At 69.7% G+C, this 26,187-nt stretch carries 24 protein-coding genes and 2 tRNA genes; 19 read left to right on the forward strand and 7 right to left on the reverse strand.

Annotation, left to right across the window (positions count from 1 at the left end; genetic code table 11):
• Window positions 1-42 precede the first annotated feature (42 nt).
• The 4 genes from sepX (at window position 43) to QSK32_RS18435 (ending at window position 1,906) form a co-directional block, all read left to right on the forward strand.
• Window positions 43-795, forward strand: a complete 753-nt coding sequence (sepX, locus tag QSK32_RS18420) for a divisome protein SepX/GlpR (RefSeq protein WP_285472614.1) — start codon at window positions 43-45, stop codon at window positions 793-795.
• A 185-nt stretch (window positions 796-980) separates the two neighbouring features.
• Window positions 981-1,054: transfer RNA gene (locus QSK32_RS18425), tRNA-Ala, on the forward strand.
• Between the two features lie 250 nt (window positions 1,055-1,304).
• Window positions 1,305-1,574 (forward strand): toxin HicA, encoded by a 270-nt coding sequence (locus tag QSK32_RS18430; RefSeq protein WP_285472615.1) that lies wholly within the window; start codon window positions 1,305-1,307, stop codon window positions 1,572-1,574.
• The gene (locus QSK32_RS18435) at window positions 1,571-1,906 is read left to right on the forward strand and encodes a type II toxin-antitoxin system HicB family antitoxin (RefSeq protein ID WP_045740080.1); all 336 of its coding nucleotides are present in this window, start codon (window positions 1,571-1,573) and stop codon (window positions 1,904-1,906) included. The genes QSK32_RS18430 and QSK32_RS18435 overlap by 4 nt, the downstream gene beginning before the upstream one ends.
• A gap of 54 nt (window positions 1,907-1,960) precedes the next feature.
• On the opposite strand, the gene QSK32_RS18440 is transcribed toward QSK32_RS18435, so the two are convergent.
• The gene (locus QSK32_RS18440) at window positions 1,961-2,476 is read right to left on the reverse strand and encodes a DUF2199 domain-containing protein (RefSeq protein WP_285472616.1); all 516 of its coding nucleotides are present in this window, start codon (window positions 2,474-2,476) and stop codon (window positions 1,961-1,963) included.
• A 160-nt stretch (window positions 2,477-2,636) separates the two neighbouring features.
• Between QSK32_RS18440 and QSK32_RS18445 the strand changes: the two genes are divergently transcribed.
• Window positions 2,637-3,884 carry a GAF domain-containing sensor histidine kinase gene (locus QSK32_RS18445; protein WP_285472617.1) on the forward strand — a complete coding sequence of 416 codons (1,248 nt, stop codon included), beginning with the start codon at window positions 2,637-2,639 and terminating at the stop codon, window positions 3,882-3,884.
• A 59-nt stretch (window positions 3,885-3,943) separates the two neighbouring features.
• Here QSK32_RS18445 and QSK32_RS18450 read toward each other — a convergent pair whose 3' ends face one another.
• The 3 genes from QSK32_RS18450 to QSK32_RS18460 all read right to left on the reverse strand — a co-directional run bounded on the left by QSK32_RS18450 (window position 3,944) and on the right by QSK32_RS18460 (window position 9,050).
• The gene (locus tag QSK32_RS18450; RefSeq protein ID WP_285472618.1) at window positions 3,944-6,373 is read right to left on the reverse strand and encodes a bifunctional polysaccharide deacetylase/glycosyltransferase family 2 protein; all 2,430 of its coding nucleotides are present in this window, start codon (window positions 6,371-6,373) and stop codon (window positions 3,944-3,946) included.
• A complete protein-coding gene (locus QSK32_RS18455; protein ID WP_285472619.1) occupies window positions 6,370-6,945 on the reverse strand; it encodes a hypothetical protein in 576 nt (191 codons plus the stop codon). The genes QSK32_RS18450 and QSK32_RS18455 overlap by 4 nt, the downstream gene beginning before the upstream one ends.
• A gap of 521 nt (window positions 6,946-7,466) precedes the next feature.
• The gene (locus QSK32_RS18460; RefSeq protein WP_285472620.1) at window positions 7,467-9,050 is read right to left on the reverse strand and encodes a dolichyl-phosphate-mannose--protein mannosyltransferase; all 1,584 of its coding nucleotides are present in this window, start codon (window positions 9,048-9,050) and stop codon (window positions 7,467-7,469) included.
• Between the two features lie 75 nt (window positions 9,051-9,125).
• Between QSK32_RS18460 and rsmI the strand changes: the two genes are divergently transcribed.
• Window positions 9,126-9,983 (forward strand): 16S rRNA (cytidine(1402)-2'-O)-methyltransferase, encoded by an 858-nt coding sequence (gene rsmI, locus QSK32_RS18465; protein WP_285472621.1) that lies wholly within the window; start codon window positions 9,126-9,128, stop codon window positions 9,981-9,983.
• Here the strand turns inward: rsmI and QSK32_RS18470 are convergent.
• Window positions 9,980-10,954 (reverse strand): hypothetical protein, encoded by a 975-nt coding sequence (locus QSK32_RS18470; RefSeq protein WP_157410707.1) that lies wholly within the window; start codon window positions 10,952-10,954, stop codon window positions 9,980-9,982. The two genes, rsmI and QSK32_RS18470, sit on opposite strands and share 4 nt — an antisense overlap.
• Before the next feature lie 132 nt (window positions 10,955-11,086).
• On the opposite strand from QSK32_RS18470, the gene metG reads away from it, so the two are divergent.
• The 4 genes from metG (at window position 11,087) to QSK32_RS18490 (ending at window position 15,843) form a co-directional block, all read left to right on the forward strand.
• Window positions 11,087-12,889, forward strand: coding sequence for a methionine--tRNA ligase (gene metG, locus QSK32_RS18475; RefSeq protein ID WP_285472622.1), 1,803 nt, complete (start codon window positions 11,087-11,089; stop codon window positions 12,887-12,889).
• 247 nt (window positions 12,890-13,136) lie between these two features.
• Entirely contained in the window at window positions 13,137-14,330 is a 1,194-nt protein-coding gene (locus QSK32_RS18480; protein ID WP_285472623.1) for a hypothetical protein, read from the forward strand.
• 242 nt (window positions 14,331-14,572) lie between these two features.
• On the forward strand, window positions 14,573-15,463 hold the full coding sequence (locus tag QSK32_RS18485) for a hypothetical protein (RefSeq protein ID WP_285472624.1): 891 nt from the start codon (window positions 14,573-14,575) through the stop codon (window positions 15,461-15,463).
• 83 nt (window positions 15,464-15,546) lie between these two features.
• Window positions 15,547-15,843: a hypothetical protein gene (locus QSK32_RS18490; protein ID WP_285472625.1), complete on the forward strand. Its 297-nt coding sequence runs from the start codon at window positions 15,547-15,549 to the stop codon at window positions 15,841-15,843.
• A 64-nt stretch (window positions 15,844-15,907) separates the two neighbouring features.
• Here QSK32_RS18490 and QSK32_RS18495 read toward each other — a convergent pair whose 3' ends face one another.
• Window positions 15,908-16,954: a hypothetical protein gene (locus QSK32_RS18495; protein ID WP_285472626.1), complete on the reverse strand. Its 1,047-nt coding sequence runs from the start codon at window positions 16,952-16,954 to the stop codon at window positions 15,908-15,910.
• Window positions 16,955-17,024: 70 nt separating this feature from the next.
• Between QSK32_RS18495 and QSK32_RS18500 the strand changes: the two genes are divergently transcribed.
• The 6 genes from QSK32_RS18500 (at window position 17,025) to QSK32_RS18525 (ending at window position 22,784) form a co-directional block, all read left to right on the forward strand.
• Window positions 17,025-17,933 carry a TatD family hydrolase gene (locus tag QSK32_RS18500; RefSeq protein WP_425394609.1) on the forward strand — a complete coding sequence of 303 codons (909 nt, stop codon included), beginning with the start codon at window positions 17,025-17,027 and terminating at the stop codon, window positions 17,931-17,933.
• 102 nt (window positions 17,934-18,035) lie between these two features.
• Window positions 18,036-18,923 (forward strand): 16S rRNA (adenine(1518)-N(6)/adenine(1519)-N(6))-dimethyltransferase RsmA, encoded by an 888-nt coding sequence (rsmA, locus tag QSK32_RS18505; protein WP_285472627.1) that lies wholly within the window; start codon window positions 18,036-18,038, stop codon window positions 18,921-18,923.
• Window positions 18,920-19,495 carry a Uma2 family endonuclease gene (locus QSK32_RS18510; RefSeq protein ID WP_211275266.1) on the forward strand — a complete coding sequence of 192 codons (576 nt, stop codon included), beginning with the start codon at window positions 18,920-18,922 and terminating at the stop codon, window positions 19,493-19,495. The genes rsmA and QSK32_RS18510 overlap by 4 nt, the downstream gene beginning before the upstream one ends.
• Window positions 19,492-20,439 carry a 4-(cytidine 5'-diphospho)-2-C-methyl-D-erythritol kinase gene (locus QSK32_RS18515; protein WP_045740066.1) on the forward strand — a complete coding sequence of 316 codons (948 nt, stop codon included), beginning with the start codon at window positions 19,492-19,494 and terminating at the stop codon, window positions 20,437-20,439. The genes QSK32_RS18510 and QSK32_RS18515 overlap by 4 nt, the downstream gene beginning before the upstream one ends.
• Before the next feature lie 8 nt (window positions 20,440-20,447).
• Window positions 20,448-22,247 carry an ABC-F family ATP-binding cassette domain-containing protein gene (locus tag QSK32_RS18520; protein WP_045740209.1) on the forward strand — a complete coding sequence of 600 codons (1,800 nt, stop codon included), beginning with the start codon at window positions 20,448-20,450 and terminating at the stop codon, window positions 22,245-22,247.
• Between the two features lie 78 nt (window positions 22,248-22,325).
• Entirely contained in the window at window positions 22,326-22,784 is a 459-nt protein-coding gene (locus QSK32_RS18525; RefSeq protein ID WP_045740065.1) for a DUF4383 domain-containing protein, read from the forward strand.
• 40 nt (window positions 22,785-22,824) lie between these two features.
• Here QSK32_RS18525 and QSK32_RS18530 read toward each other — a convergent pair whose 3' ends face one another.
• Complete coding sequence (locus tag QSK32_RS18530) at window positions 22,825-23,427, reverse strand: TetR/AcrR family transcriptional regulator (protein ID WP_045740208.1); 603 nt, start codon at window positions 23,425-23,427, stop codon at window positions 22,825-22,827.
• Window positions 23,428-23,557: 130 nt separating this feature from the next.
• Here QSK32_RS18530 and QSK32_RS18535 point away from each other — a divergent pair, with 130 nt between their 5' ends.
• The 3 genes from QSK32_RS18535 to glmU all read left to right on the forward strand — a co-directional run bounded on the left by QSK32_RS18535 (window position 23,558) and on the right by glmU (window position 26,081).
• Window positions 23,558-24,448 carry a helix-turn-helix domain-containing protein gene (locus QSK32_RS18535; RefSeq protein ID WP_285472628.1) on the forward strand — a complete coding sequence of 297 codons (891 nt, stop codon included), beginning with the start codon at window positions 23,558-23,560 and terminating at the stop codon, window positions 24,446-24,448.
• A 17-nt stretch (window positions 24,449-24,465) separates the two neighbouring features.
• Window positions 24,466-24,540 (forward strand) — tRNA-Gln (locus QSK32_RS18540).
• An 89-nt stretch (window positions 24,541-24,629) separates the two neighbouring features.
• The gene (gene glmU / locus QSK32_RS18545) at window positions 24,630-26,081 is read left to right on the forward strand and encodes a bifunctional UDP-N-acetylglucosamine diphosphorylase/glucosamine-1-phosphate N-acetyltransferase GlmU (RefSeq protein WP_045740063.1); all 1,452 of its coding nucleotides are present in this window, start codon (window positions 24,630-24,632) and stop codon (window positions 26,079-26,081) included.
• Window positions 26,082-26,187 lie beyond the last annotated feature (106 nt).

Raw genomic sequence — 26,187 nt, forward strand, 5'->3', positions numbered from 1 at the left:
CCCGCGACGCACGCCGCCGGGCTGCCGTGACTGACGGGAGGAGTGAGGGTGCCGACCTCGGTGCTCCTCGCCGTCCTCGCCGCTGCCGGGTTGCTCGCCCTCGCCCCGGCGCTGGTGCGCCGGTACGACGCCACCGAGCGACTGGCCGCGGAGCGGGCGTCGTCGACGGCGCGGGTGCTGCAGCGCCGACGCCGTCGCCGAACCGTGCCCGGACGACGACCGATCAACCCCGGTCGGCAGGTCACGGTTACGGTACCCGCCCCATCGAGTGATCCCGGACCCCCGCAGAGGCGTCTGCGCCTGGTCACCGGCAAACGGTCGGGGCGTCGCGTACCCGCCCGGCGCGGCACCCCCGCAGTCGTCCGCCGCCGCCGCGTCTTCGCCGCCCTGGTCCTGCTCAACGCCATCGAACTGATCGGCGTCCTCGCCGTCGGCCCCGGCTTCTGGATCAGCTTCGCGGTCACCGGCAGCCTCCTCGCGCTCTACCTCGTCCACCTGCGCAACCGCGCCGTCGCCGACCGTCGTCGCCGCCGCATCCAGGCCCGCGAGGCCGCCTGGCTGGCCGCCCGCCAGGCCGAGGTGCGCCGGGAACAGGCCCGTCGTGCGGCGGCCCGTCGTGAGGCCCAGCGCCGTCTGGCCACCCAGCGGGAAGCGGTCCGGCGCGCGGCGATGGGCCTGGACCGGGAACCCTCCGACCTTCCGGTCGCCGCCAACGGCGGCTCGGTCTCCTACCGGCGGCGAGGCGGACTGCGTGGTCGCCCTTACGAGGCCGGCGGCCGGCACCACCCGGCCTGATCTTTCTCAGGGGTACGAGCAGGAACGTCACCGCCGAGATCCGGGTCGTCCCGGCCTGCCCCAGGTATGTCCGGCTCCCGTTCCCCTGGGCCGTCCGGCCCTGGGTGGGGGGTGATTCGCGGCGGCGAGGGCGGACCTGTTAGCCTTTCATCGGTCCCGAGGTGAGGCTCTCACCGCAGGACTGGGGGGCTGTGGCGCAGTCTGGTAGCGCACCTCGTTCGCATCGAGGGGGTCTGGGGTTCAAATCCCCACAGCTCCACGTAACGTCTGGGCGTCCTATGTTCGCGGAAAGCGCGAACGTAGGACGCTTCGTCATTTCTGCTCCGGGGGCCGAGCCTCCCGGAGACCCCGCGGTGTCGTGGTCCCGCTGAGTGGTCATCTCGCGCTTCGCCGGTCGGATGGGCGCGCTTCGCGTCGGCTGTTGCGCTCTGCTTCGACGATCTGTCGTGTTTGAGGGGTGCGAAGCGGATGAGTCTCGAGGGCTGTTCGGCGAGAACATCTAGTATCACATGCGATACTATGTGATGGTGGTCAGCGTCGATAAGATTCTTGCTGAGATGCGGAGCAATCCGGCGAACATCCCGTTCAGCGACCTGCGGAAGGTCTGCGAGAGCTTCTTCGGGGCGGCGCGGCCAGGCACTGGCGGTTCTCACCGAGTATTTCGGACGCCCTGGCCGGGTGATCCTCGGGTCAATATCCAGGATGATCACGGGAAGGCCAAGGCTTATCAGGTGAGGCAGGTTCTGGCCGCGATCAAGAAGTTGGAGGACATGCCGTGACCAACCCAGCAGAGCACTACAGCTACCGTGTCCGCTGGTCCGCTGAGGATGACGAGTATGTCGGCACCGTTGCTGAGCTGCCGTCGCTGTCGTGGCTCGCGCCCACCAGGCGTGAGGCGTTCGAGGGCATCCAGGACCTGGCCACCGAGGTGATCGCCGACATGCAGGCGAACGCCGAGACTGTTCCGGTGCCGATGGGGGAGCGTGTCTTCTCCGGCAAGTTCATGGTTCGCGTCCCGGCTGAGGTGCATCGGGCGCTGGCCATCGAGGCCGCGGAGCAGAACGTGTCGCTCAACCAGCTGGCGGCCACTCGTCTCGCCCACGCCTGCTGACCGGGCTGGGTGGCCACGGGACTGACGGTAGGCGTACCCCCGTGTGGGGTTGATCTAGAGGTCTTCCAGCCGGTGGAGGTGGAAGGCGGCGATCTCCTGGACGCGGGCCATCGTCAGGCCGGCGTGTTGCTCGAGGGAGAGCGGGTGGCCGGTGGGTTCGAGCTCGATGTAGGGGAGCTGGCCCACCGGACGGGTGTGGATGTTGGTTCGCAGGTTCAGCGTGGAGGGCTCGTAGCCGGCGATCTCGTTGGAGAGCCAGCCGAAGTACGGCGGCTCGGTCTCGCGGCCGGGCTGCTCCCAGACGTCCACCGCGCGGGTGAAGTTGTCCCTGCTCAGGGAGACCCACATGCTGTACGTGAAGACGTCGCCGGTCTCCCAGACGGGCAGTTCGATCAGACCGCGGACGTAGAAGTGCTCTCCGGAGACGACACAGAGATCGGCGTCCAGCAGGCAGGCGGGGTCGTCCGCCATCTCCGGGCGCCAGTAGTCCGGCGCCGGTGCGGCGAAGCTGAGCGGCGGTCCCTCGTGCAGGGCGCCGCAGGTGCCGCAGGAGAACTGGTCGGTGCTCATGGGCGGGAAGCATACGACCGCTCGCTCATCCGTTCCGCGTTGCGCCTGGTACGTCACACGGTGGCATGGACACGGCCCGCCCGGCCCACTGCTCGGGCAAAACATGAAAATGGCTACTTTTTGGTGGTATCTCTGGAGCAAGTCTCGGAGGTGACGCCCCATGAAAGCACCACTGCCCGACAACGAGATCGAGCGGCTGGCCGCGCTCTACTCGCTCGACATCCTCGACAGCCCGCCGGAGAAGGACTTCGACGACATCGTCGCACTGGCCGCCAGCGTGTGTGACGTGCCGATATCCATGGTCAGCCTGGTCGACGCCGACCGGCAGTGGGCCAAGGCCCGGACCGGCGCGGAGATCGCGGAGAGCCCCCGGGACGTGTCGTTCTGCGCCCACGCGATCCTCAGCCGGGACCTCCTGATGGTGCCGGACACACAGCAGGACGCCCGGTTCGCCGACAACCCGGCGGTGACCACGAGCGGCGGTCTGCGGTTCTACGCCGGCGCCCCACTGATGACCACCGACGGGTACGCGCTCGGCACGCTCTGTGTGCTGGACATCCGTCCCCGGACGCTCGACGTGGAACAGCAGCAGGCGCTGCGGGCCCTGGCCCGGCAGGTGACCGCCCAGCTGGAGCTGCGCCGGTACGCGTTCGCCCTGGCCAACACCACGGCCCGGCTGCAGGAGCTGGAGCGCCGCAAGGACGACCTGGCGGGACTGGTCGGCGGGGAGCTCCGGGCCTCGCTGCGCTTGCTGACGGCGTACCTGGACCGGCTCGGCACCACCGGGGTCCACGACAGCGACCTGGCGGAACTGGTCGGGCGGGCCAGTGCGGCGCACGTGCGCGGGTTCCGCGAGCTGATCGACCACCTGACGACGATGGCCGACGCCGGGATGGGCGGGGACAGCCTGCACATGCGGCAGTGCGATCTGACCCGGGTCACCCAGCGGGCGGTCGAGGCGGTCCGGCCGATCGCGGCCAGCAAGCACATCTGGATCCTCAACCAGGCCGGCGGGCCGTCGCTGCCGATCATCGCGGATCCGGTACGCCTCGAGCAGGTACTCACCCACCTGTTGTTCGCGGCGGTGAAGTACACGCCGGCGGGCGGCCGGGTGCGGGTGGGTACCGAGATGGAGTCCGGGCCGACCGTCCGCCTCGACGACATGGACCTGCCGGACGGGATGCGGCCCGACCTGTTCCCGCACCTGTACTACGGGGCGATCGCGAACCCGGCCGACGTTCCCGGGCCGGACCGGGGGCTGGCGGTCGCCAAGCGGATCCTGGACGCGCACCACGCCACGGTGGCCCTCTCCGACCGGCCGGGGGACGGGACGTCGCTACACGTGGTGTTCCCGTACGCCGAGATGATCGATCCGGACACGCTGATCCGGGATCTCGCCCTGGCCTGAGCAGGGAGGGTCTGCCGCTCCCGCCCGGCTGCAGTGCGACCGGGAGCGGCAGACCCTCGTCACCCGGCGCGGACCGGGCCGGAACCGTTCGCCGGGGGCGAGCCGGCGGACGGCAGGTCATCGGGGCGGTGCTCGCTCCATCCGCCCTGTACCGGCACCGCCGGCGGGGCCACGGCACGACCCATCGGGGTACGCGGCAGCGGCATCTCCGGCTGCACCGGCGGCCAGGTGTCCACCACGGGCGCGACGCTGCCGCCGGGCAGGGGCGCCTCGGGGGACGGGGAACGTGGGGTCAGGCCGGCCCGGTTGAGTTTGTGCCAGCGCAGCCGGCCGCCGGTCAGGGCGGTCGTCGCCGACTGCATCAGCACCAGGTACATCAGCTGCCGGTAGGCGAACTGCTGCAGGGGCAGGCGCAGCAGCGGCTTCATCGACTCGCGGTCGAAACGGAACGCGACGGCGGCGGTGAACATCTGCAGGGCCAGCATCGCCAGCCAGGCCGTGGCGGTCTCGGACAGTTCCCAGAAGACCAGGCCGTAGACCAGCATGATGTCGACGACCGGCGCGAGCATCGGCAGGGCCACCCCGAACAGGGCCAGGAACGGCAGGCCCACCCGCCCGAACCGGCCGGACGGCCCGGAGTCGAGCAGTGCCCGGCGGTGCTTCCACATCGCCTGCATGGTCCCGTAGCTCCACCGGTACCGCTGGCGGTACAGCTGTTCCAGGGTCGCCGGGGCCTCGGTCCACGCCTTGGCGTTCTCCTCGTAGACCACCCGCCAGCCGGCCCGGCACATCGCCATGGTGACGTCGGTGTCCTCGGCGAGGGTCTCGTCGCTGACCCCGCCGACCTGGGCCAGCGCCTCCCGGCGGAACGCGCCGATCGCCCCCGGCACGGTGGGCATGCAGTTGAGGATCTCGTACAGCCGGCGGTCCAGGTTGAAGCCGATCACGTATTCGATGTGCTGCCAGGTGGCGACCATGCTGTCCCGGTTGCCGACCTTCACGTTGCCGGCGACCGCGCCGACCGACGGGTCGGCGAACGGCTGGACCAGCCGCCGGATCGAGTCCTCCTCGAAGACGGTGTCGCCGTCGACCATCACGATCAGGTCGTGCCGGGCCAGGGCGACGCCGGTGTTCAGCGCGTTCGGTTTGCCGCCGTTGGGGACGCGGACCACCCGGACGTTCGGCAGGCGCATCCGTTCCACCAGGTCGGCGGTGCCGTCGGTGGATCCGTCGTCGACCACCACCACCTCGATCTCGGGGTAGTCGCCGCCGGCCAGCGAGCGGACGGCCGCCTCGATGCCCTCCTTCTCGTTGTACGCCGGAACGATCACCGACACCGGTTCGCTGACCGGTGGCCCCCACTTCCAGCCGGGCTTTCGTCGTTTCCGGGCGTGCCCGGTCGCCAGTACCAGCAACAGGGCGGTCCGCCCGACGGTCAGCGCGCCGACGATCACGAAGAGGGTGGCGATCAGCAGGACCAGGCCGTCCGCCAGGCCGACCGTCCAGATCACCGCCAGGCCGCGCCACACGTCGCTCGAGGGTGCCGCCGCGTTGAGGGGCAGCGGGGAGATCGCCTCGGTGCTCTCGGTGCGCCCGGCCGCGGCGGCTGCCGCCTGGTCGATGCCCAGGTTGAGGCCTTCGGTGACGGTGGTGAACCGGTAGCCGCGGGCCTTCATCTCCGGGATGAAGCGGGCCAGCGCGGCCAGAGTCTGCGACCGGTCGCCGCCGGCGTCGTGGAACAGGATGATCGCGGAACCGCCGTCGGCCGGGGTGGCGTCCTTGACGATCTTGTCGACGCCGGGGCGCTGCCAGTCGTTGCTGTCCAGGTCGTTGACCACGACCAGGTAGCCCTGGTCGCCGGCCTCCTTGACGATCTTCCAGTTCACCTCGTCGATCGCGGCGTTCTTGGAGGAGTAGGGGAACCGGGCCAGGTTGGTGCGTACGCCGGTGGCACGGGCGATCGCCACCTGGGTCTGGGACAGCTCGAGTTCCCGCCGCCACGGGGCGAGCCGCTGCATGTTCGGATGGGTGAAGGTGTGCAGGCCCAGCTCGTTGCCGCCGTCCACGATCTTCTTGGTGATCTCCGGGTGCCGGGCGACCTGCGAGCCGACCACGAAGAAGGTGCCGTGCGCGTCGTTGTCGCTCAGCACCTTGAGGACCCGCTCGGTCCACACCGGGTCCGGCCCGTCGTCGAAGGTGAGCGCGATCGTGCGTTCCGGCATCCGGCTGGTGCTCTCCTGCCCGCCGGTGGTGTTGATGATCGGCCCGCCGCCGAGGATCGTCTTCGGGACGCCGGCCTGGTCGCCCACCTCGGTCTCCACGTGGTCGTTGGTGAACTCGGCGTTGATGTACGCCTGCACGACCAGCACGGCCACGAAGAAGCCGACGACGAGGGTTCCGAGCATCACCCGGGGGGCCGGGAGGATGCGGCGGCGGCTGCGGCCGCGGGCCCGGCGGCGGCGAGGGGTGCCCGGGTCTACAGCGGTCATGCCGTATCCCCCGTCGGCGGGATCGAGCTCTCCAGCACATCGGCGTTCTCCGCCGCCGAGCCGCCGAGCGGGGGCAGGCCGATGGTCTTCTCGGCCGGTGCGGGGGAGACCTCGCCGGTCGTGGGGGCGGGCGAACCGGTGGCGGACGGCTGGGGCGTCGACTCCGTCCGGGTGCTGGTGCTCTCCGGGATCTTGGTGATCGTCGGCTTGGGGGTGGCCTTCGACGGCTTGGCGCTCGGGCTGGGCGACGGCGAGGTGCTCCGCCGCGGGGTGTCGTCTCGCCGTTGGATCGATTCGGCGACGTACTTGCGGGTCGTCGGCGCGCTCGGCGGTACCGGCTCGGCGGACGGGGTGGGCTTGGCGGCCGGCGGGGTGGCCTCGGCCTTCTCCTCGTCGTCCTCGAGTCCGGGCAGCGGCAGCACGGCGCTGGACCGCACCGGGCCGCCGGCCAGGCTGACGCTGAGCAGGCCGCCGTAGGCGACGACGAGGACACCGAAGGCCAACGCGAGGCGCCTCAGCAACCGGCTGCGTCGCCCGGTGGTGTCCACGAACACCGGGGCGGGCGCCGACACGGTGATCACTTCCGTGTCAGGAGCGTGTAGGTCGGCGTTTTGCGAAGTTTTGGGTTCCTGCGAAGTCACGCGGCAACCATAAGAACATTTATCGGCGATCTTGGTACGCATCACCCACATGGGTGATGGCTGACCGATCCCCCGAAATGGGACGAAATGGGGAGTGCCGACGTTTGACCCGGTGGCCTCGGATGTGTGCCGCAACCCCCAGGATTTCGCTGAGCTGGGGCGTCAGGTGCGGCACAAAGACGTTACGCGGGAATCTCCAGCGATTTGCTGTCGCCATTCCGACCGTGGAGGCGAGACTCGCTCATGAGGGCATAAGTAACATTAGAGAGATAAGAGAATAATGTCCGAATCTCTTCCATGGTGGCAGCAACACGGGAATCTCGTGATGGCACCCGTTGTGCGCACCATCGGACCTCGTTAAGCTCCTTCTTGCACGCCCCAATCGCCCGCTTCCCCCGTGGCAGGCGATCGGGGCGTTGCCTATTGTCAGGAGCTGTCGCGAGCGGCCCGGATCAGATCCAGCGGCTGCCGAGCCACATCCGCACCGACCAATCGTCGTACGGCATGAGCGTGCCCACAAAAACCGGGTAGAAGTAGGCGAAACACAGCGCGACCAGGACGACATAGGTCACCGCCACCACCGTGCCGATCAGCTGCCGATCGGTCCGCGCCGCCCCGGCCGCCATGCCACTCGGTGGCGTCATGATCGCGCCGAGGACATAGACGACGGCCAGGATCAGGAACGGCAGCGCGGGCAGGGCGTAGAACGCGAACATCGTCCGCCCGTCCTTGATCGCGAAGTAGAACCACGGCAGCAGACCGGCCACCGCGCCGGTGAGGATGGCGTACGCCCGCCAGTCCCGCCGGGCGACACCGAACCACACCAGGGCGGCCAGCGCGGGCAGGAACGACCACCACAGGATGGGCGTGCCCACCAGCAGGATCTCCGCCGCGCAGTTGGAGGCTCCACAGTTGCCGCTGCCGCTCCAGTAGAACGCCACCGGCCGCCCGAGCAGCAGCCACTGCCACGGCCACGACTGGTAGGTGTGCTTCTCGGTCAGGCCGCTGTGGAAGTTGTACGCCTCGGAGTGGTAGTGGATCAGGTTGAGCAGGGCGCCGATCACCGGCGGCTCACTCAGGTCGTTGTCCGCCCGGTAGTGCCGGAAGTAGCCGGTGTCGGTGACGAACCAGCCGGTCCACGAGGCCAGGTAGAACAGCACCGTCAGCACGAAGCTCAGCAGCAGCCAGCCCAGGTCGCCCACGATGCCGGCCAGGAACGGTCCACGGACGCCCGCGGACCGCCGCGCCTGCACCCGCCAGGCGATCACCAGGGCGGCGAAGAACGGCGCGAAGAACAGCGCATTCCACTTGACCCCGCAGGCCAGGCCGAACATCACGCCGGAAACCAGCAGCCACCACGGCACGATGCGCGGCACGGTGGGGGTGGTCTCCGGGTCGTACCCGTCCGCGAGCGCCCGCTGCCAGGCCTGCCGGTAGTGGTCGCGGTCGAGGACCATGGCGGCGAAGGCCAGCAGGATGAACAGGCCGAGGAAGATGTCCAGCAGCGAGGTGCGGGACAGCACCATCTGGAAGCCGTCCAGGGCCATCAGCAGCCCGGCCGTGGCGGCGAGCACGATCGACCGGAACATCCGGTAGGCGACGCGGATCAGCACCAGCACCATCACCGTGCCGGCGACCGCGGTGGAGAACCGCCAGCCCAGCTCGTTGTTGCCGAAGATCTGCTCGCCGATCGCGATCAGCCACTTGCCGAGCGGCGGATGCACCACATAGGCCGGGCCGTTCGTCTTCTCGTCCCACTCCACACCGTGCTGCAGCATGTCCCAGGCGTCGGTGGGGTAGTACACCTCGTCGAAGATGTGCCCCTTGACGTCACCGACCCCGGCGAACCGCAGGATCCCGGCGACCACCACGATGACCGCCGTGACCAGCCAGGAATAGGGATCGAAACGCCGGTCCAGCGTCGACAGCCGACGCCGGACGAGCTCGGGCACGGCACGCACGCCCGTGGACGACTCCGCCGCGGCGGAGGAGTCCGGGGTGGTGATGTCACTCTGCGCTGTCGCCGCCGTTGTCACCCCGCGATCGTAGGCCGCGCGGCTGGAAGACGATGCCCGCCGTCGCCGCGTCCAGCGATGTGATGCACTTTTCCGGTGCCAGATGAACAGAACACCGGTGGCCGGGTCGTCCTCGCCGGAGCCCCGCTGGGCAATGTCGGTGATGCCTCCGCCAGGCTACGGGACGTCCTGACCTCGGCGGACGTGATCGCCGCCGAGGACACCAGGCGCCTCGCCCGGCTGGCCCGGGACCTCGGCGTGACCGTACGCGGGCGGGTGGTCTCGTATTTCGAGGGCAACGACGAACGGCGGACCCCGGAGCTCGTCGAGGCGCTCGCGTCCGGCGCGGTGGTCGCGGTCGTCACCGACGGAGGCATGCCCAGCGTCTCCGATCCCGGTTACCGTCTGGTGCGTGCCGCGCTCGACGCCGGCTACCCGGTGACCGCGGCACCCGGGCCCAGCGCGGTGACCACCGCCCTGGCACTCTCCGGCCTGCCCAGCGACCGGTTCGTCTTCGAGGGCTTCCTGCCGCGGTCCGGATCGAACCGCCGGACCCGGCTGCGCGAGCTCGCGGCCGAGCCGCGCACGCTCGTCTTCTTCGAGGCGCCGCACCGGATCGCCGGCACCATGACCGACCTGGCGGCGATCTTCGGCGCGGACCGGCCGGCCGCGGTCTGCCGGGAACTGACCAAGACCTACGAGGAGATCCGCCGCGGCGGCGCCGCCGAACTGGCCGAGTGGGCCGGGACCGGCGAGGTGCGCGGCGAGATCACCCTGGTGGTGGCGGGCGCGCCGGCCGGCCCGGCGATCCGGCCGGACGACGGCGAACTGCGCGAGGAGGTGGCCCGGCGGGAGGCGGCGGGCGCCTCACGACGGGACGCGATCCAGGCCGTCGCCGACGACTACGGCCTGCGCAAACGCGAGGTCTACACGATCGTGCACACCCCGGTCTAGTAGGCGGCGACCAGGAAACCGGCGAGCAGCAGCAGAGGACCGGCGAAACAGGCCACCACGACCCGCCGCCGGGTGCTCGGCGAGTCCAGCCGCCGGGTCCCGGTCGCCTCGGCGATGCCGTACCCGCAGATCAGCACCAGCACGAACCCGAGCGCCCAGCGCAGGTGCATGGTGGGGCCGGCCGGCGCGGCGTAGGCCTGCGTGCTGCCCGCGCTGACCATCCGGGCCGGCGAGACGGAGCCCGGTGCCCGGCTCTGCGCGTCGACGCCGAGCAGGGTCACGCTGGGGACCGCGAGCCGGCCGTCGGCGGTGGAGAACCGGCCGGTGCAGTGCTGGGTGATGCCGTCACCGCGGCAGGCGAGGGTGGTGGCGTACCCGCGGTCGCCGTGTCCGACGGCGAGCCAGAACGGTTCCGCGCTGACCCAGCCGAAGAACGCCGCGACCAGGCTGAGAGTGATCAGGGCGAGCAGCGAGGCGACCGGGTTGTGCGCCGGTGGGCGGCGCCGGCGTCCGGGGGCCGGGTCCGGGGTCCGCGCCTCGATGACGGCGCGTTCCTCCTCGCTGAGCCAGAACGGCGAGTGTTCCATCCGTTCCAGCCGGGCGGTCACCTCCGGCGATCCGTTCACCTCGGGCAGGGGCGTCACTCCGGGGACGCCGGGTGGGCGGTGCGCGGTGAGGGCCACGGTGGGTCGCTCACGCTCCTTCCGGGGTACGCCGTGAGCACCCGTACCGTCGGTTTCGAAGATCAGCATCTCGCCCGTGGTGGCCAGGCGCTCGTCGTCCGGTGGTGCGGTCCGGGTCACGGGTTCGGCCGGCGGGGCCGCCTGCGCCGGTGGCACCGGCGATGTCGGTGGCGGCGCGGGCTCCCGGTCGGTCTCCACCCGCCACCAGGTGGTGTCCGGTTCGGGGCTGGCCCACGGGTCACCCTGACTGCTGGGCGTTTCCCCTGGCTGTGGAGCTTCTCCGGTCACCCGTTCATCTAACGACGCGGGGCACCGGTGATCACGTCACTAATCGGGCGTGTCGGGACAAATCGGCGCGGCGGTGCCGGGGGTGGTTATCCGTTCGCGGTGTCGCCGGGGCGGTCATTACGCTTAGGAACCATGAGTCACGTTCTCGCCGCGGTCGCCTGGCCCTACGCCAACGGCCCGCGCCACATCGGTCATGTTTCCGGCTTCGGAGTGCCATCCGACGTTTTCAGCCGGTACATGCGGATGGCCGGCCATGACGTGCTCATGGTGTCCGGCACCGACGAGCACGGCACCCCGATCCAGGTGCAGGCGGACGCCGACGGCGTGACCCCGCGCGAGCTCGCCGACCGCTACAACCGGGTGATCGTCGAGGATCTGCACGGGCTCGGCCTGTCGTACGACCTGTTCACCCGGACCACCACCCGCAACCACTACGCGGTGGTGCAGGAGCTGTTCGAGGGGCTGCACACCAACGGCTACATCGTCGCCCGCACCACGCTCGGCGCGATCTCGCCGTCCACCGGCCGCACCCTGCCGGACCGCTACATCGAGGGCACCTGCCCGATCTGCGGCTACGACGGCGCCCGCGGCGACCAGTGCGACAACTGCGGCAACCAGCTCGACCCGGAGCAGCTGGTGAACCCGCGCTCCCGGATCAACGGCGAGACGCCGAAGTTCGTCGAGACCGAGCACTTCTTCCTCGACCTGCCGGCCTTCGCCGAGGCCATCGGCGGCTGGCTCGACCGGCGGGAGAACTGGCGGCCCAACGTCCTCAAGTTCTCCCGCAACCTGCTCGACGACCTGCAGCCCCGGGCGATCACCCGCGACCTCGAGTGGGGTGTGCCGATCCCGCTCGACGGCTGGCGCGACCGCGCCGACAAGCGCATCTACGTCTGGTTCGACGCGGTCATCGGTTACCTGTCCGCCTCGATCGAGTGGGCCCGCCGCACCGGCGACCCGGAGGCCTGGCGGCAGTGGTGGTCGGCCGATGCGCAGGGCAAGGACGCCCGTGGCTACTACTTCATGGGCAAGGACAACATCGTCTTCCACTCGGTGATCTGGCCGGCGCTGCTGCTGGGCTACTCCGGTGAGGGCGACAAGGGCGGCCAGGCCGGCGGTTACGGCAAGCTCAACCTGCCGACCGAGGTGGTCTCCAGTGAGTACCTGACGATGGAGGGCAGGAAGTTCTCCTCGTCCCGCCGGGTGGTCATCTACGTGCGTGACTTCCTGGAGCGCTACGACGCCGACGCCCTGCGCTACTTCATCGCGGCGGCCGGACCGGAGTCCAACGACACCGACTTCACCTGGGCCGAGTTCGTCCGGCGCAACAACGACGAGCTGGTGGCCGGCTGGGGCAACCTGGTCAACCGGTCGGTCTCGATGGCGGCGAAGAACTTCGGCGTCATCCCCACCCCGGGCGAGCTCACCGCCGAGGACCAGGCGCTGCTCGCGGTCGCCAGGGCCGGGTTCGACACGGTCGGCGAGCTGATCGGCAAACACCGGCAGAAGGCCGCGATCGGTGAGGCGATGCGGGTGGTCGCCGAGGCCAACAAATACCTGTCCGAGCAGGCCCCGTGGAAACTGAAGTCCGACGAGGACAAGCCCCGCCAGGGGACGATCCTGCACGTCGCGCTGCAGGTGGTCAGCGACGCGAACACGTTGCTCACCCCGTTCCTGCCGCACTCCGCGCAGAAGGTGTTCGCGCTGCTCGGCGGCGAGGGCGTGCACGCGCCGATGCCGCGGATCGAGGAGGTCGACGACCTCGACGGCGGCCCGTCGTACCCCGTTCTCACCGGTGACTACACGGTCGGCACCCGCTGGGAGTCGGTGCCGCTGGTGGCGGGCACCCCGCTGAGCACGCCGAAGCCGGTGTTCCGCAAGCTCGACCCGTCGGTGGTGGAGGAGGAGCTGGCCCGCTTGGGCGAGACGTCCTGATCTGACAGTCCACTTCCGAAAGGCCCGTCGGCGCGGTATGCGCTGGCGGGCCTTTTTGTGACATGGATAACTCTCGGCGCCTCCAAATCGGATTGAAGAGTTCGACGAACGTCGGTACCGTCTCGTTTGATCACGGGGGTACGTGGGCGTTTCGTCGCTACGATGGTGGAGCGGCGTTGCCCGTCCTTCGTGTGGATCAACCCCCCTCGGAGGAGTTCCTTTGAAGACAGGACTTTCGCGTTCCCTGATGACGGCTGTCGTCAGCGGTGCGCTGGTGGCGGGCGGTGCGGTCTACACGGCTCCGGCTCTGGCAGCAGGGCCGCTTTCGACGACCGTTCTGACCGCTGACGAGTCGGAGTCGCCGTCGCCGGACCCGAGCGCCACCGAGCCGTCGGCTGAGCCGACGACGACGGAGCCGTCGAGCGAGCCGACCACCACGCCGCCGACGACGCCGCCGACCACCACGCCGACGACGCCGCCGAAGGACACCGCCAAGCCGACCGGTGGCGCGTTCAAGCTCAGTGTCACGTCGCTGTGGATCGGTCAGGAGACCAAGTTCACGCAGAACCTGACGGACTTCGCCGACAACGTGTCGCCGGACGCGCAGATCGTGCGGAAGGTCTACTGGGGTGACGGCACGAGCAGCACGCTCGGCCCCGCCTCGACCCTGTGGAAGAAGCGGTACACCAAGAGCGGCACGTTCAAGGTGTACGAGACGCTGACCGACAAGGCCGGCAACACCCTCACCACCGCCGCCAAGACGGTCAAGGTGACCACCCCGAACGGCAAGCTCTCGCTGACCAAGTCCAAGGTCTACCAGGGTGTCGACTTCGGTGTGAAGATCGGGGCGATCCCGGCCGGGACGAAGGCGATCTTCGTCAACTGGGGCGACGGCACCGAGAACAAGGTGACCGCGATCAAGAAGCAGACGGTCTACGGCTGGATCCTGTACAAGGACGGCGACCCGAATCTGCCCAAGCTCAGCGGTAAGAAGACCGTCAGCGTGTCGTTCGCCAACGCGAACGGCCGGTCCTCGCTGCTCAAGGCCGGCGTCATCAACGTCCTCAAGGACAGCTGGAAGCCGACCGTCACGGTCAAGAAGCCGTCCAGCGCCAACCGGCTGAAGTCCTGGAAGACCGTGACCGGCACCGCCGCGGACAAGGGCGCCGGCCCCGGCTGGGCCCTGGTCGACGTGCAGTTCATGACGCCGAGCGGTGCGTACTACTGCCTGAACAAGAACAAGAAGTTCCAGAAGGTCACCGACGCGACGTTCGACTCCGTCTGCCGGGCGTTCTACGTGCCGGTCAAGAAGGGCAAGTGGTCGTTCAAGGTGCCGTCCGGCCTGAAGAAGGGCACCGTCTGGGCCTCGGCCCGGGGTGTCGACTACGCCGACAACTACGGCAAGTGGAAGACCGCCACCGCCAAGATCACCAAGAGCTGACCTGCGGATTCCTCGCGGCTGATGCCCGTCGTCCCGATCCGGGGCGGCGGGCATCGCTGTCGATGTGTCCCATTGCACGACCGGTGGACGGCCGAGGGATTGATCGAGGTCACGAAGATCCGGTACCGTCACGACCACCACGGGGGTACGTGGGCGTTTCGTCGGTTCGGCCACGTTTCAGCGTGGTGGTCCGGATGAGACGCCCGTCCTTCGTGTGGATCAAACCCCTCGAAGGAGTTCCTTTGAAGACAGGACTTTCGCGTTCCGTGCTGACCGCCGTGGTCAGCGGTGCGCTGGTCGCTGGCGGTGCGGTCTACACGGCTCCGGCTCTGGCAGCAGGGCCGCTTTCGACGACCGTTCTGACCGCTGACGAGTCGGAGTCGCCGTCGCCGGACCCGAGCGTCTCGGAGTCCGCGTCGGAGTCGCCGTCGCCCGAGCCCAGCGTCTCGGAGTCGTCGGCGTCGCCGGAGCCCTCGGAGCCGTCGGTCGAGCCGACCACGCCCAGCGCCTCACCGACGTCCTCGCCCACCTCGTCGCCGACACCCGCCCCGGACAAGGTCAAGCCGACCGGTGGCGCGTTCAAGCTGAGCCTCGGCTCGCTGTGGATCGGCCAGAGCACGGTGTTCTCGCAGACCGCCGCGGACTACGCCGACAACGTGACGCCGGACGCGCAGATCGTGCGGAAGGTGTTCTGGGGCGACGGCACCAGCAGCACGCTCGGCGCCACCTCGACCACCTGGACCAAGAAGTACACCAAGAACGGCACGTTCAAGGTGTACGAGACGCTGACCGACAAGGCCGGCAACACCCTCACCACCGCGGCCAGGACCGTCACGGTGACCATCCCGGGCACGTACAAGCTGAGCAAGACCAGCGCGTACCAGGGCACCACGTTCGCGGTGAACATGACCAGCGTGCCGGCCGGCACCACCGAGGTCCGGGTCTACTGGGGAGACGGCACCTACAGCAAGCGTGCCAACCCAAGAAGGGCGCCATCAACGGGTACATCCTGTACAAGAACGGCGACCCCCTCACCGAGAAGAAGCTCAGCGGCAAGTTCACCCCGCAGATCGAGTTCCGCAACAAGAACGGCCTCAGCAGCCGCCGCAACGTCGGCACGATCAACATCCTGAAGGACACCTCGAAGCCGTCCCTCACGATCATCAAGCCGTCCGGCGCCAACAAGGTCGGCTCCTGGAAGACGATCAAGGGAACGGTGTCCGACAAGGGCAGCGGCGTGCCGTACGTGTACGTCACCGTCATCCGGATCACCAACGGTGGCACCGCGTACTGCCTGACCCCGGCGAAGAAGTGGAAGAAGTGGACCACTAGCGACCAGTACCTCAAGTACTGCGCTCTCGACGGCGTCAAGCTCAAGCCGAGCAAGGGCAAGTGGTCGCTCAAGCTCCCGGCCGGCCTGACCAAGGGCTACATCGGTGTCGACGCCTGGACCTGGGACTGGGCCGACAACTACACCCCCAAGTACCGCGAGGCCGCGCTCACCAAGAGCTGATCCCCGACGGGACTGACGACGAAGGGCCGGCGATCCGCCGGCCCTTTCTCGTCTCCGCCCGCGGTCAGGCGGCGTCCGGCAGCGCGTACCCGATGTCGGCGATGTGGTGATCGGCCAGCTCGTCCACCGGCGCCCACGCCTCGTAGACACCGCGCTCGTAGCAGCGGGCCCCGGTCGCGCCGATCGCGTCCGCCTCCGGGCGCAGCAGCCGCAGCCGGGCCCACGTCTCGTCACGCTGCAGCACCCAGGCGGACACCCCGCGCCACCGGGCCTGCTCGGCCCGCCGGCTCAGACTCCGCACCGGATAGCGGGCGGCCCGGGTCAGCGCGCGGACCCGGAACTCGCCGGGCGGGTCGGCGACCGCCTCGTACTCCTTGTCGTCGATCCGGCCGACCAGCTTGGCGGTGCCGGACGCGGTGCACGGCACGTACTCCCGGTCCGGGCTGACCCCGGGCAGCTCATTCAGCAGGTTCCGCCATCGCGGGCCGGCCAGTCGCAGCCAGCCGTGCTGCTCCGGCTGGTACGTGTACAGCACCACCTCGTCACCGCCCGGCACATACGCCAGCAACTGGGCGTTCGCGGACAGCGGCAGATCGGCGAACCCGGCCGTCACGTACTCCGGGATCAGGTCGTCGGCGCTCGGGGTGAAACCGGTGCCCAGCACCATTGCGCCGATCCGGGAGTGGCCGGGCAGCGCGGCCAGACCGGGGTGGGCCGGGGCGGCGGGCACCTCGTAGTCGGCCGGATCGGTGGCCCGCCAGCGCAACGCGAACGCCACCGGCGAATCGGTACCGCCGTCGGTGCGCAACAACGCGAGCTGCTGCGGTTCCCGCAGGTGGGCGATGTCGCAGGACCGGTAGCAGAAGCCGTACGGCAACCAGCCGCCGAGATGGCCGGCGACCTGGGCCGGGGAGAGCACCTTGGTCATCCGGGTGCCCCGGCGGATCACCGCGGTGGCACGGATGGCCCGCAGCATCGGATCGTCCCGGTAACCCACCGACTGGCTCATCTGCTGCACCTGATGCCAGGTGAGGTCAGGACGCAGCGGGGCCATCAGCGGAGGGTCGAGCGGGTCGGAGCCGAGTTCACTGTCCTCACCGATCACGGTCACGCGGCGCAACCTAAGCCTCCTCCGTAGATGGGAGATGAACAGAGGGTTATGTCAGAGTGCGCCGTGCACAATGTCTCACATGTCATCGAACGCCTCCGAGCAGTCACCTTCCGACCGGCGACGTGCCAAGGCGGCCCGTCGTGCGGGTGAGTTCCCGCCCGCTCCGGAGCCGCTCGCCGTCCCCGTCTTCGACAGCCACACCCACCTGGACCTCACCGTGCAGGAGGCCGGACTCCCCGGCGACGGCGACCCGGTCGAGGCGCTGATCGCCGCCGCGGCCAAGAGCGGCGTCGACCGGCTGGTCCAGGTCGGCGTCGACGTCGCCTCCTCGCAGTGGGGCGCCGACCTGGCCGAACGGCACGAATCGGTGCTGGCCGCGGTGGCCCTGCACCCCAACGACGCGCCCCGCGTCGACGACCTGGACGAGTCGCTGCGGGCGATCGAGGCGCTGGCCGCCCGCCCCCGGGTCCGCGGCGTCGGCGAGACCGGGATGGACACGTTCCGCACCGGCGACGAGGGCCGGGCCGCCCAGGAGGAGAGCTTCCGGGCCCACATCGCGATCGCCAAACGGCACGGCAAAGCGCTGATCATCCACGACCGCCAGGCGCACGCCGAGGTGCTGCGGATCCTGGACGACGAGGGCGCCCCGGAGAAAGTGGTCATGCACTGCTTCTCCGGCGACGCGGAGTTCGCGGCCGAGTGCGTACGCCGCGGGTTCTTCCTCAGTTTCGCCGGCACGGTGACCTTCGCCAGTGCCGGGAACCTGCGCGAGGCCGCCGCGATCACCCCACCCGAGCAGATGATGGTGGAGACCGACGCGCCGTACCTGACACCGACACCGTTCCGCGGCCGGCCGAACGCGTCCTACCTGATCCCGATCACCATGCGGGCGCTGGCCCAGGCTCGCGGCGTGGACCTGGACACCCTCTGCGCGACCGTCTCGGCCAACGGCGAACGGGTCTTCGGGAGCTGGCGCTGACCGGGGTCCGGACACCGGCCGCGGGGCACCGGAGAGTCGCGTCCGTCGCCCGACCGACCGCCGGTGTCCGGCGCCCCGAAGCGCCCGCTTTAGGCTCTCACCATGGCTGACACACTTCTCGGCCCGGCGGAGATCCGGGAACTCGCCGCACGCCTCGGCGTCGCGCCGACCAAGAAGCTCGGCCAGAACTTCCTGCACGACCCGAACACGATCCGGCGCATCGTCGGCGTGGCCGGTCTGCGGCCGGACGACGTCGCGCTGGAGGTCGGCCCCGGCCTCGGGTCGCTGACCCTGGGCCTGGTCGGCGCGGTCCGGCACGTGCACGCGGTGGAGATCGACCCGACGCTGGCCGCGGCCCTGCCGGAGACGGTCACCGCGGCACACCTGACCGTGCACCCGGCCGACGCCCTCAAGATCACCGGCGACCGGTTCGACCCGGCGCCGACGATGCTGGTGGCGAACCTGCCGTACAACGTGGCGGTCCCCGTCGTGCTGCACCTGCTGGCCGAACTGCCCACCCTGCGCGGCGGCCTGGTCATGGTGCAGAAGGAGGTCGCCGACCGGCTGGTCGCCGGGCCCGGCTCGAAGGTGTACGGCGTGCCCTCGGTCAAGCTGGCCTGGTACGCCGAGGCCAGGTCGGCCGGCAAGGTGCCGCCCGCGGTCTTCTGGCCGGTGCCCAACGTGGATTCCGGTCTGGTCGCCTTCACCCGCAGGGAACCGCCCGCCGACACCGAACGGCGGAAGGTCTTCGCGGTCGTGGACGCGGCGTTCGCGCAGCGGCGCAAGACCCTGCGGGCGGCCCTGGCCGGCTGGGCCGGTGGCGCTGACCGGGCCGAACAGGTGCTCCGCTCGGCGGGCGTGAGCCCGCAGGCCAGGGGAGAATCGTTGACGGTGGGAGAGTTCGCCGCCATCGCGGCGGCGGCGAATTCGTCGCCCCCCGGCGGTAAACTCAGCCCGTCCGACGCAGAGCCCAAGGAGTTGAACTCATGACCGCGGAGCCGATCGGCAACGTCATGTGGTCTCCCGATCCGGTGACACAGCGTCAGGCCGGCTACTTCATCGAGGATATTCTCAATCTCCCCGACGACGCTCCCCGCGTCGAGCTTCGTGACGGAGTCATGATTGTGGTCCCCTCCCCGACGGGCGCTCATCAGTTCATCGGAAACCTGCTGTGGAGTTGGTTTCGCCAGCATGCACCCGAGTCCTTCGTCGGACTGACCGCTGTCGGGGTCGCCCTCGGGCTGAAGGACACCGCGGAGCCCGATGTCGTTCTGCTGCATCAGCCCATCGACCTCACCCACCACTACTACCTGCCCGACCAGGTGGCCATCGCGGTCGAGGTGGTCTCGCCCGGGACGAAGCGGCGTGACCGCATGGAGAAGCCGGGCCTCTACGCCGCGGCGGGCATCAAGCACTACTGGCGGATCGAGCAGAACCCGTTGCACGTCTTCGCCTACGACCTGGTCGACGGTCACTACGAGTTGGTCGCGGACTCGGAGACGGAGATCGAGCTGAGCGCGCCGTTCGAGATCAAGCTGCCGATCCGGGACATCACTCCGTGACGGAGGCGTGGGGGCCGGACGACGATCAGCCACGTCCGCACCGGGGGCCGGTGAAGGTACGTGTGCCGGCGAAGATCAATCTGCACCTGGCGGTCGGGCCGCTGCGCCCGGACGGCTACCACGAACTCAACACGATCTATCACGCGATCGGGTTGTTCGACGAGCTCACCGCCCGTCGCGGCGACACCCTGACGCTGACCATGGAGGGTGAGGGCGCCGGCGAGCTGGCGCTCGACGAGACCAACCTGATCATCCGGGCGGCCCGGGCGCTCGCCGCGCGGGCCCGCGTCCCGGCCTACGCCCGGCTGCACCTGCGCAAGAGCATCCCGCTGGCCGGCGGTCTGGCCGGTGGCAGCGCCGACGCGGCCGCCACCCTGATCGCCTGCGACCTGCTCTGGGGACTCGGCATGTCCCGCGAAGAACTGGGCGAGGTCGGTGCGGAGCTCGGCTCGGACGTGCCGTTCCTGCTGCACGGCGGCACCGCCCTCGGCACCGGCCACGGCGAGACGGTCAGCCCGATCCTGGCCCGGCCGACCGCCTGGCACTGGGTGGTGGCCATCGCCGACGGCGGCCTGTCCACCCCGGCCGTCTACCGCGAGCTCGACGCGCTGCGCGACAGCTCCGTGCCGCCCGAGGCGCTCGGCGGGCCGGACCAGCTGATGACCGCCCTGCGCCAGCGCAACCCGCGGGTGCTCGGTGCCGCCCTCGGCAACGACCTGCAGGCCGCCGCCCTCTCGCTGCGCCCGCAGCTCGCCGACGTGCTCAAAGCAGGCGAGGAGGAGGGCGCCCTGGCCGGCATCGTCTCCGGTTCCGGCCCCACCTGTGTCTTCCTGGCCCGCGACGCGGCACACGCCCAGGAGATCGCCGCCGGCCTGGAGGAGTCCGGAGTGTGCCGGGCCGCGGTCACCGCCCGCGGGCCGCAACCCGGCGCGCGGGTAATCTAGAGGGCATCGTGGCGAATATCATCAACCTGGACCGGGTCAACAAGGGTTACGGCGCCGCCGGTCAGCTGCTCACCGATGTCTCTCTCGGCTTGGACGACGACGCCCGCATCGGCATCGTCGGTCTCAACGGGGCCGGCAAATCCACCCTGCTCCGGATGCTCGCCAAGAGCGAGGAACCGGACTCCGGCCGGGTCACCCACCGGCGTGACCTCCGCGTCGCCGCCCTGCCCCAGAGCCTGGCGCTGGCCGCCGAGGCGACCGTCCGGGACGTCGTCCTCGGCACCGCCTGGCTCGAGGTGGGCATGGGCGCCGAACACGAATGGGCCGGCGACGCCGGTGTCCGGACCATCCTCGACGGCCTCGGCATGGCACACCTCGGCCTGGACACCCCGGTCGGGCCGATGTCCGGTGGCGAACGCCGCCGGGTCGCCCTCGCCGCCCTGCTGGTCCGCGAGAGCGACCTGCTGATCCTCGACGAGCCCACCAACCACCTCGACGTCGCCGGTGTCGACTGGCTCGCCAAACACCTGGTCACCCGCCGGGGCGCGCTGGTCGTGGTCACCCACGACCGGTGGTTCCTCGACGAGGTCTGCACGATGACCTGGGAGGTCGTCGACCAGGAGGTGCACACCTACGAGGGTGGCTACGCCGCCTGGATCCTGACGCGCGCCGAACGCCAGCGCGTCGCCGCCGCCGTCGAGGCCCGCCGGCAGAACCTGCTCCGCAAAGAGATCGCCTGGCTGCGCCGCGGCCCGCCGGCCCGCACCTCGAAACCGAAATTCCGGATCGACGCGGCCAACGAACTGATCGCCGACGTCCCGCCGGTGCGCGACAACGTCAGCCTGCAACGGCTGGCCACCACCCGCCTCGGCAAGCAGGTCTACGACCTGGAGGACATCACCCTCAACGCCGGCCCGAAGAGCATCTTCGCGGACCTGACCTGGCAGGTCGGCCCCGGCGACCGGATCGCGATCCTGGGCGCCAACGGCGCAGGCAAGACCACCCTGCTGCGGTTGCTGGCCGGCGTCACCAAGCCGGACGGCGGACGCCTGGTCACCGGCTCCACGGTCCGGCCGGCGTTCCTCTCCCAGGAGCTCAAGGAACTGCCCGGCCACCTGCGCCTGCTCGAGGCCGTGGAAGAGGTCGCCAAGCGGGTCAAGCTCGGCGACCGGGAACTCTCCGCCGGCCAGCTCGCCGAGGTGTTCGGCTTCACCGACAAGCGCATCTGGACCCCCGTCAGCGACCTCTCCGGTGGCGAACGCCGCCGGCTGCAGCTGCTCCGGCTGCTCGCCGCCGAACCCAACGTGCTGCTCCTCGACGAACCCACCAACGACCTGGACACCGACACGCTGGCCTCCCTGGAGGACCTGCTCGACTCCTGGCCCGGCACCATGGTCGTGGCCAGCCACGACCGGTACCTCGTCGAACGGGTCACCGACGTCGTCTACGCGATGTTCGGCGACGGCCGTCTCGTGCACCTTCCCGGCGGCATCGACGAATACCTCGACCGGATCAGCGGCGGGACGCCCGCTTCGGCCGTACCCGCGAAGGGGACGCAGCCGGCACCGAGCGCGCCCGGCCTCTCCTCGGGTGAGCTGCGCCAGGCTCGCAAGGATCTGGCGAAGTTCGAGCGTCAGCTCGACAAGCTCAACGAGAAGGAAGCGAAGATCAACGAGAAGCTGGCCCGGCACGGCAGCGACTACGACAAGCTCGTCGAACTGGAAGCCCAGCTCAAAGCGGTGAAAGACGAACGCGATCAGGTCGAGGAGTCCTGGCTCGAACTCGCCGAGCAAGTGTCCGGTAACTGATCCGGGGGGTGTGCCTGCGCCGCTTGAAGGGGATACGCGAGAATCGGGACGACTACACCTGACCTTGGAGACGGAACCATGGCGCACACCCCGGTCAACCACCCGCTTCGGCCGATCTACCGGATCGTCGGCTTCATCACCGGTGCCTACCTGGTGGTCTTCGGGGTCCTGGGCCTGATCCAGACCTCCGGCGAGGCCTTCACCGGCCCCGGCGTCCGCGTCATCGGCCAGGGCAGCAACATGCTCTGGTCGATCATCTCGATCGCCGTCGGCGGCATCGTCCTGCTCGCCACCGCGATCGGCCGCAACGCCGACGTCGAGGCCGACAAGTACCTCGGGTGGGGCCTGCTGGTCCTCGGCACCTACGCGATGGCGGTGCTGCGCACCGACGCCAACTTCTTCGGCTTCACCATGTCGACGGTGATCGTCACCTACATCGCCGGCCTGCTGCTCATCACCACGAGCCTCTACAGCAAGTCGGCGCCGCAGTCCCAGGCCGGAGCACCCCGCCAGGTCCGCGAGGGCCGCACCGCCTGAACCGCGACAGCACCACCGAAGGTGCGATGACCCGGCCGGGTCATCGCACCTTTCGCGTCAACAGGTTCGGTTTCGGCTCCAGATGCGACAGGCCGTTCCAGGCCAGATTCACCAGATGGGCGGCCACCATCTCCTTCTTCGGCTTCCGCGCGTCCCGCCACCACTGGCCCACCAGCGCCACCATGCCCACCAGCGCCTGCGAGTAGAGCTCGGCGAACTTCGGATCCAGCCCCCGGCTGCGGAACTCGGCACCCAGGATGTGTTCCACCTGATGGGCGACATCGTTCATCACACTGGAGAAATTGCCCGACGCCGCCAGCAACGGCGAATTGCGGGTCAGCACCTGGAAACCGTGCGGCTCCTCGTCGATGTAGTCCAGCAGCGCCAGCGCCGCCTGCTCCAGCAGCTCCCGCGGATGCCCGGCGGTCAGCGCGGTCGCTATCCGGTCGAGCAGCGCGCGCACCTCGCGGTCGACGACCACCGCGTAGAGGCCCTCCTTGCCGCCGAAGTGCTCGTAGACGACCGGTTTCGACACCTTGGCCCGCGACGCCACCTCCTCGACGCTGGTGGCGTCGAAACCCCGCTCGGCGAACAGCTGCCGTCCGACGGTGATGAGTTGCTCGCGGCGCTGTGCGGCTGGCATCCGGACTCGGGGGGCGGAGGTGCGGCGTGGCTCGTCGTTGGTCTCGTGGTGCTCGCTCACCTGCCCATCCTGCCAGGAATGGCACACCCGGAGTGCGGCACGTCAGGCTAGCGCCGCATAAACTAGTCGCATGACTCTTATCGATGGTGTTCCGGCAGACCTCCCCGGCCCGCGGGCCGAAGCCCGGCGCCTGCGGGTGGACCCGGGGTTGTCGCGGGCACAGCTGATGAAGCAGTTCGGGGTGAGCAACGGGACGCTGACCGACTGGCTGCGCGGGATCGAGCCACCGGAGTGGACCCGCCGGCCCAACGCCAAGGACGACGTACGCCGGGAAGCGGTCACCTTGCGGGAGGAGGGCTGGTCGATCAACGACATCGCGGCGCGGCTGGGCGTGGCGAAGTCGACGGCGTTCCGGTGGGTGGGGCATGTTCCGCTCGACCCGGACGCCGAGCGGGCGCAGGAGAAGCGCAAACTGGCCGAGAAGCGGATCGCCGGCCGCTGGGACGACTACCGGGCCGACCGCGACCAGCGTCAGGCCGAGATCTGGGGTCAGGCCGCCCGTGACGTCGGTGCCCTGTCGGACCGGGACGTCCTCCTTCTGGGCGCGGTCGCCTATTGGTGTGAGGGGTCGAAATCGAAGCCGTGGGCGCGATACGACCGGCTCACCTTCATCAACAGCGACGCCGATCTGCTGGCTCTGCACCTGCGGTTTCTCAGGTTGGGCGGATACCGCCCCGACGAGTTGGCCTATCGGCTGCAGATCCACGAGACCGCCGACGCCGATGCGGCGACCGACTGGTGGTGCCGTCGGCTGGGGGTGCCGCGGAGCCGGTTCCGTAAGCCCACGATCAAGAAGCACGTGCCGGAGACCCGCCGGGCGAACGTGGGCGATGACTACCACGGATGCCTGGTCATCGACGCCCCGAAGTCCCGGGAGTTCTACTGGCGGATGGAGGGCGTGATGCGAGCCGTCGCCGGACAGGCATCGTCCGCCTCCCACCCGGTCGAGGAAGGACGCTAGGCTGTCTCCAGCACCTTTCGGCTGTGGTGTAATTGGCAACACTGGAGATTTTGGTTCTCCTATTTCAGGTTCGAGTCCTGACAGCCGAGCCATTCTGTGGTAAGAGGGCCCGCCGCTAGGCCCGGGCGGCTGAAGTGACGCCGCGTCTGCAAGATGCCACTGCAAACGATGGAGTTGTCGCGTGAGCCAGGCCCCCAGCCGTACCGTTGTCGTCCTCGCCGCCGGTGAGGGCAAGCGGATGAAGTCCGCGACACCCAAGGTCCTGCAGCCGCTCCTCGGCCGCACCCTGCTCGGGCACGTGCTCGCCGTCGCCGCGGGCATCAAGACCGACCGCACCGTGGTCGTCGTCGGGCACAAGGCGGACCAGGTCGGCGCGTTCCTCGCCGAGGCCGCTCCGGATGCCACGCCGGTGCTGCAGGAGCAGCAGAACGGCACGGGGCACGCGGTGCGTATCGCGCTGGACTCGCTCACCGACCTGACCGGCACTGTGGTGGTGCTCAGCGGCGACGTGCCGCTGCTGCGCGCGGAGACGGTGGAGGCGCTGCTCGCCACGCACGAGCGGGCCGGTGCCGCGGCGACCGTGCTCAGCGCCGAGGTCGCCGAGCCGCGTGGTCTGGGGCGGATCGTCCGGGACGCGGCCGGCAATCTGGAGCGGATCGTCGAGCAGAAGGACGCCACCGAGGAGCAGCGCCGGATCCGCGAGATCAACTCGGGGATCTACGCGTTCGACGCCGCGCTGCTGCGGGAGTCGCTGGGCAAGCTGTCCACCGACAACGCGCAGGGCGAGGAGTACCTGACCGACGTGTTCGCCATCCTGGCGTCGCAGGGTCACCCGGTGGCGATCGAGGTGGCCGAGTTCGCGTACGAGACGCTGGGCTGCAACGACCGTGCCGAGTTGTCACGCCTGCGGGTGTTGATGCGCGATCGGGTGAACGACGCCTGGATGCGTTCCGGGGTGCTGTTGCTGGACCCGGCGACGACGTGGATCGACGTGACGGCGACGCTGGAGCCGGATGCGGTGGTGGACCAGAATTCGCAGATCTCCGGGTCCTCGACGGTGGCGACGGGTGCGGTGATCGGTCCGGACACCACGTTGGTGGACACCACGGTCGGTGCGGGCGCGTCGGTGCTGCGGACTCACTCGATCGGGGCGGTGATCGGCGTGGAGGCGACCGTCGGCCCGTTCTCGTACCTGCGTCCGGGCACGAAGCTGGGCCGTAAGGCGAAGGTCGGCGGTTTCGTCGAGACGAAGAACGCTGAGTTGGGTGACGGTGCGAAGGTGCCGCACCTGACCTATGTGGGTGACGCGTCGATCGGCGCCAAGGCGAACATCGGCGCGGGTACGATCTTTGCGAACTACGACGGGGTGAACAAGCATTTCACCACGGTGGGTGAGGCGGCGTTCGTCGGCTCGGACACGGTGTTGATCGCCCCGGTCGAGATCGGTCCCGGCGCGTACGTGGCGGCGGGCAGTGCGGTGGCCAAGGACGTGCCGGCGGGCAACCTGGGGGTGACCCGGGCCCCGCAGCGCAACGTCGAGGGGTGGACGGAGCGCCGCCGGGCCGGGACGGTGTCGGCGGACGCCGCGCAGCGGGCTCAGCGGGCCGCGGATATCACCCCTGAGCAGGAGTGATCCAGCTGGGGTGAGCCATCCCACGCGGCGGGCTCGAAACGTGGCGGTTACGTTGTCGCAAGGGATACTTCACTGCGAACCCCCCACCCCCTAATCCAACGGGAGC

The organism is Actinoplanes sp. NBRC 101535 (assembly GCF_030269225.1).
Lineage (GTDB): Bacteria > Actinomycetota > Actinomycetes > Mycobacteriales > Micromonosporaceae > Actinoplanes > Actinoplanes rectilineatus.